Here is a 4,635-nt window from a genome sequence, read left to right as displayed (position 1 = left end):
CGAGGAACTCGCACGTCCCGGCGCCGACGTACCCGGCCTCGCGCAGGATCGCGACGCTCGACGTCACGAGCTGGGCGCGCTGGTCGTCCGTGAGGAACGGCGCGGGCGCCTCCTCGACGAGCTTCTGGTGCCGGCGCTGCAGCGAGCAGTCGCGCGTCGAGACGACGACGACGGTGCCGTGCTCGTCGGCGAGGCACTGCGTCTCGACGTGCCGGGGCTTGTCCAGGTACCGCTCGACGAAGCACTCGCCGCGGCCGAACGCGGCGACGGCCTCGCGGACCGCCGACTCGTACGCCTCGTCGATCTCCGCGGCGTCGCGCACGACCTTCAGCCCGCGGCCGCCTCCGCCGAACGCGGCCTTGATCGCGACGGGCAGCCCGTGCTCGGCGACGAACGCGTGGATCTCGTCGACGCCCGCCACCGGGTCGGGGGTACCGGGCACGAGCGGCGCACCGGCGCGCTGCGCGATGTGCCGCGCGCTCACCTTGTCGCCGAGCGCCTCGATCGCCGACGGCGGCGGGCCGATCCACACCAGCCCGGCCTCGATGACGGCGCGCGCAAAGTCGGCGTTCTCGGCGAGGAAGCCGTAGCCGGGGTGCACGGCGTCGGCGCCGGACCGGCGGGCCACGTCGAGGAGCTTGGCGACGACCAGGTACGTGTCGGCCGCGCGGGCGCCGTCCAGCGCGTAGGCCTCGTCGGCGACGCGCACGTGCAGCGCCTCGCGGTCGGGGTCGGAGTAGACGGCGACGGAGCCGATCCGGGCGTCGCGACAGGCGCGGGCGATGCGGACGGCGATCTCACCGCGGTTGGCGATGAGGACCTTGGAGATCACGGGCACGGTCCACCGTAACGTGCAGGGTGCGCACTGCCGGGCTCCGTCGTGCGGCGCCGGACAAGATTGGGGAACCGCCCAACGGGTGACGGCACGCTCTTGTAGGGATCCGACGACGACGAGCGTCCGTCACGCCCTCTCACGGGCTCGGCTTGTCCGGTCGGCACAACCGGACCCGTTCGTCAGGTCGTACGCCACAGGCTCGGGACGCTCACGCCGATCTCCCCGAGCAGCCCCCGCAGCAGCGGCAGCGAGACGCCGACGACGCCGTGGTGGTCGCCCTCGATGCGCTCGACGAACGGACCGCCGAGCCCGTCGACGGTGAACGCCCCCGCGACGGCCAGCGGCTCGCCCGTCGACACGTACGCCGCGACCTCGTCGTCGGACAGGTCCGCGAAGTGCACGACCGTCGACGACGTCGCCCCGAGCGTGCCGCGCGTGCCCGCGCCGCCCTCGTCGGGCGTGGCCCGCTCGTCGACGACCCAGTGCCCGGTGTGCAGGACGCCCGTACGGCCGCGCATCGCCTGCCAGCGGGCGACCGCGTCGGCGGCGTCGGTCGGCTTGCCGAGGACCTCGCCGTCGAGCTCCAGCATCGAGTCGCAGCCGAGCAGCACGAGGTCGTCCGCGTCGGCGAGCTCCGCGGGCGTCCCGGCGGACAGCGCGCGCGCGACGTCCTCGACCTTCGCCTGCGCGAGCACCAGCACCGCGTCGGCGGGCTCGAGCACGCCGAACCTCTCGGCGGCGGCGGCCAGCACGGCCGGCTCGTCGACGCTCGACACCACGACGAGCGGGTCGATCCCCGCCGACTGGAGCGTGGCGCGACGGGCGGGGGACGCGGAGGCGAGCAGCAGGCGGGTCACGACGGGCGAGCCTAGCCGGGGCGCTCGCCGGCGGCTCCCGGGCCGGGACCGAGGTCGGGCCCGCAGCACAGGTCCGCGGGGCACAATGACCTCGACCTGTGGTACGGGTGGCGCAGCACCGCGCCCGTGCCCCCTGCGGAGGAGGCCCAGTGAACGAGGCGACCCACCCGGCCGCGCACGACGTCGTGGACGACGACGCGTTCGACGAGGACGACCTCCTCGACGACGAGATCGACGACGTCGACGACGACCCCGACCTGCTGCGCCCGTCGAGCCTGGCGTGGAAGCGCCGCACGGCGATCGAGATGGCGATCTCGGGCGCGATCGGGCTCTACACGTCGTTCGTGCTGTCGATCGAGTCGCTCGTCCTGGCGCGCAATCCGGACGCGGTGCTGGGGTGCAGCATCAACTCGGTCATCAACTGCGCGACGGTCGCGAAGAGCTGGCAGGCCGAGCTGTTCGGCTTCCCCAACGCGTACCTGGGCATCGCCGCCGAGGCCGTCGTGCTGACGATGGCCGTCGCGATGATCGGCGGCGTCGTGTTCCCGCGGTGGTTCATGCTGTCCGCCGAGGTCGTCTACACCGCGGGTCTGCTGTTCGCGTGGTGGCTCTTCTACGAGGCCTACACCGACATCAAGGCGCTGTGCCCCTGGTGCCTGCTCATCACGGTGACGACGACCCTGGTCTGGGCCGGGCTCACCCGCATCAACGTGCGCGACGGCCACATCCGGCTACCGGGTCGCTGGGGGCCCGGCGCGCGGCGGTTCGTCGCGGCGGGCAACGACTGGTTCGTGACGATCGCGGTCCTGGTCGTGCTCGCCGCCGTCGTCTTCTTCGGGTACGGCTGGTCGCTGGTGTCCTGACGGAACGCGAGACGCGCCGAGGGGGTGGGCACCAGGCCGGTGCCCACCCCCTCGTGCGTGCCGGACGCGGGCGTCAGGCCCGCGCGAACTCCTGCTTGAGCACGTCGAGGGGCAGCGCCCCCAGGTCGAGGGCCGTCGCGTGGAAGGCGCGCAGGTCGAACGCCTCGCCCCGCGTGCGGGCGGCACCGGCGGCCTCGTCGCGGGTCTGCTCCCACAGCCGCTGGCCGATCTTGTACGAGGGTGCCTGCCCGGGCCAGCCCAGGTAGCGCAGCCACTCGAACCGCACCGACGACTCGGGCATGTTGACGTTCGCCCGCAGGAACTCCCAGCCCTTGTCGGCGTCCCACGTGCCGCCGCCCCACTCCGCGGGCGCGGGCAGACCGAGGTGCACGCCGATGTCGAACACGACGCGGGCCGCGCGCAGCCGCTGGCTGTCGAGCATCCCGAACCGGTCGCCCGGGTCGTCGAGGAAGCCCAGGTCGGCCATGAGCCGCTCGGCGTACAGGGCCCAGCCCTCGCCGAACCCGGACGTCCAGCAGGCCAGCCGGCGCCACCGGTTGAGGGTGTCGCGCGCGTGCACGGCCTGCCCGATCTGCAGGTGGTGACCGGGGACGCCCTCGTGGTAGACGGTCGTCTTCTCGCGCCACGTGTTGAACGTGGTCACGTCGGCCGGCACGGACCACCACATGCGGCCCGGACGCGTGAAGTCGTCGCTCGGCCCGGTGTAGTAGATGCCGCCGGTCGTCGTCGGGGCGATCCGGCACTCCAGCGTGCGCAGGGCCGCGGGGATCTCGAAGTGGACGCCGTCGAGCGCGTCGATCGCCGCGTCGGACGTCTCCTGCATCCACGCGCGCAGCGCCTCGGTGCCGTGCAGCGTGCGGGCGGGGTCGGCGTCGAGCACCGCGACGGCCTCCTCGACGGTCGCGCCGGGGCCGACGACCTGCGCCGCGACGGCCTCCTGCTCGGCGACGACGCGCGCGAGCTCCTCCAGGCCCCACGCGTACGTCTCCTCGAGGTCGACGGTCGCGCCGAGGAACTCGCGGGAGAACAGCGCGTAGCGGTCGCGGCCGACCGCGTCGGCCTGCGGTGCGCGCGGTGCGAGCTCGTCCTGCAGGAACGTCGCGAGGGTCCCGTAGGCCGTCCGGGCCGCGGTCGCGCCGCGCTCGAGCTCCGAGCGGACCAGCGCGCACGCGGACGAGTCGTCGAGCGCGGCGTCGACGTCGGCGCCCGTGACGAACGTCGTGAAGAACGACGACGCCGGGTCGGCGAGCTCGCGCGCCTGGCGGACGGCCTCCTCGACCTGACGGATCGCGGCGACGTCACCACCCGCGGCCGCGGCGCGCAGGGACTCGACGTACCCGTCGACCGCGCCGGGCAGCGCGTTGAGCCGCGCGGCGACGTTCTCCCAGTCCTCGACCGAGCCGGTCGCCATGATGTCGAAGACGTCCCGCAGCTCCTGCACGGGCGACGCGATGTTGTTGAGGCTGCGCTGCGGCTCGCCCGCGTCGTGCAGCTCGAGCTCGAGACCGAGGCGCTCGCGCATCGCGGCGAGCGTGACCTCGTCGACCGCGTCCGCGGGAGAGAGACCGTCGAGGGCGACCAGCGTGGAGCGGCTCAGCTCGGCGCGCGCCGCGTGCCCGGCGGGGGAGAAGTCCGTCATCTCGTGCTCGTGGCCCGGCAGGCCGATGGCCGTCGCGGCGAGCGGGTGCAGGGCTGCGGCCGCCGCGATGTGCGCCTCGGCCACGGCGTCGATGGGGGAGGGCTGGCGCGCAGCGCGGGAGTGGGGCGTCGTCGTCACCCGGACGACCCTACTCGGCGGTACGGGACTCCTCGGAGGCCTTTGCGGAGGGCCCGCGCAGGCCTGTGCAGGCCCGGTGGTCAGTCCCGCAGGCTCCAGCGCCACGCGTCCGGACCCGCCGCACGGGCGACGGGACCGCGCACGGTGCGGCGCCGGTCCGACCACGCGGACGCCGTCGCGGGCTCCTCGACGGCGTGCCCGTCCTGCGACGACGCCGCGACCAGACCGGCGACGAGCGCCGCGAGCTCGACCTCGTCCGGCGCCCCGCGCACGACGTGCACG

General features: G+C 74.3%; 5 protein-coding genes. 1 reads left to right on the top strand and 4 read right to left on the bottom strand.

Annotation, left to right across the window (positions count from 1 at the left end; genetic code table 11):
* On the bottom strand, nt 1–838 hold an 838-nt coding region (locus CBZ_RS17945), incomplete at its 3' end, for an ATP-binding protein (protein WP_130782836.1).
* A gap of 176 nt (nt 839–1,014) precedes the next feature.
* Nucleotides 1,015–1,692, bottom strand: a complete 678-nt coding sequence (locus CBZ_RS17940) for a Maf family protein (RefSeq protein ID WP_130782835.1) — start codon at nt 1,690–1,692, stop codon at nt 1,015–1,017.
* Nucleotides 1,693–1,841: 149 nt separating this feature from the next.
* Here CBZ_RS17940 and CBZ_RS17935 point away from each other — a divergent pair, with 149 nt between their 5' ends.
* Nucleotides 1,842–2,555, top strand: a complete 714-nt coding sequence (locus CBZ_RS17935) for a vitamin K epoxide reductase family protein (RefSeq protein WP_130782834.1) — start codon at nt 1,842–1,844, stop codon at nt 2,553–2,555.
* Between the two features lie 73 nt (nt 2,556–2,628).
* On the opposite strand, the gene CBZ_RS17930 is transcribed toward CBZ_RS17935, so the two are convergent.
* Nucleotides 2,629–4,353 (bottom strand): DUF885 domain-containing protein, encoded by a 1,725-nt coding sequence (locus tag CBZ_RS17930; RefSeq protein ID WP_130782833.1) that lies wholly within the window; start codon nt 4,351–4,353, stop codon nt 2,629–2,631.
* An 80-nt stretch (nt 4,354–4,433) separates the two neighbouring features.
* Nucleotides 4,434–4,634 (bottom strand): acyl-CoA carboxylase epsilon subunit, encoded by a 201-nt coding sequence (locus CBZ_RS17925; RefSeq protein WP_130782832.1) that lies wholly within the window; start codon nt 4,632–4,634, stop codon nt 4,434–4,436.
* Between the last annotated feature and the right edge of the window lies 1 nt (nt 4,635).

Origin of the sequence: Cellulomonas biazotea, from assembly GCF_004306155.1 — a bacterium.
GTDB classification, from domain to species: Bacteria; Actinomycetota; Actinomycetes; order Actinomycetales; family Cellulomonadaceae; genus Cellulomonas; species Cellulomonas biazotea.
The sequence above is the reverse complement of the archived record's forward strand: the minus strand, read 5'-3'. Positions and strand labels throughout refer to the sequence as shown.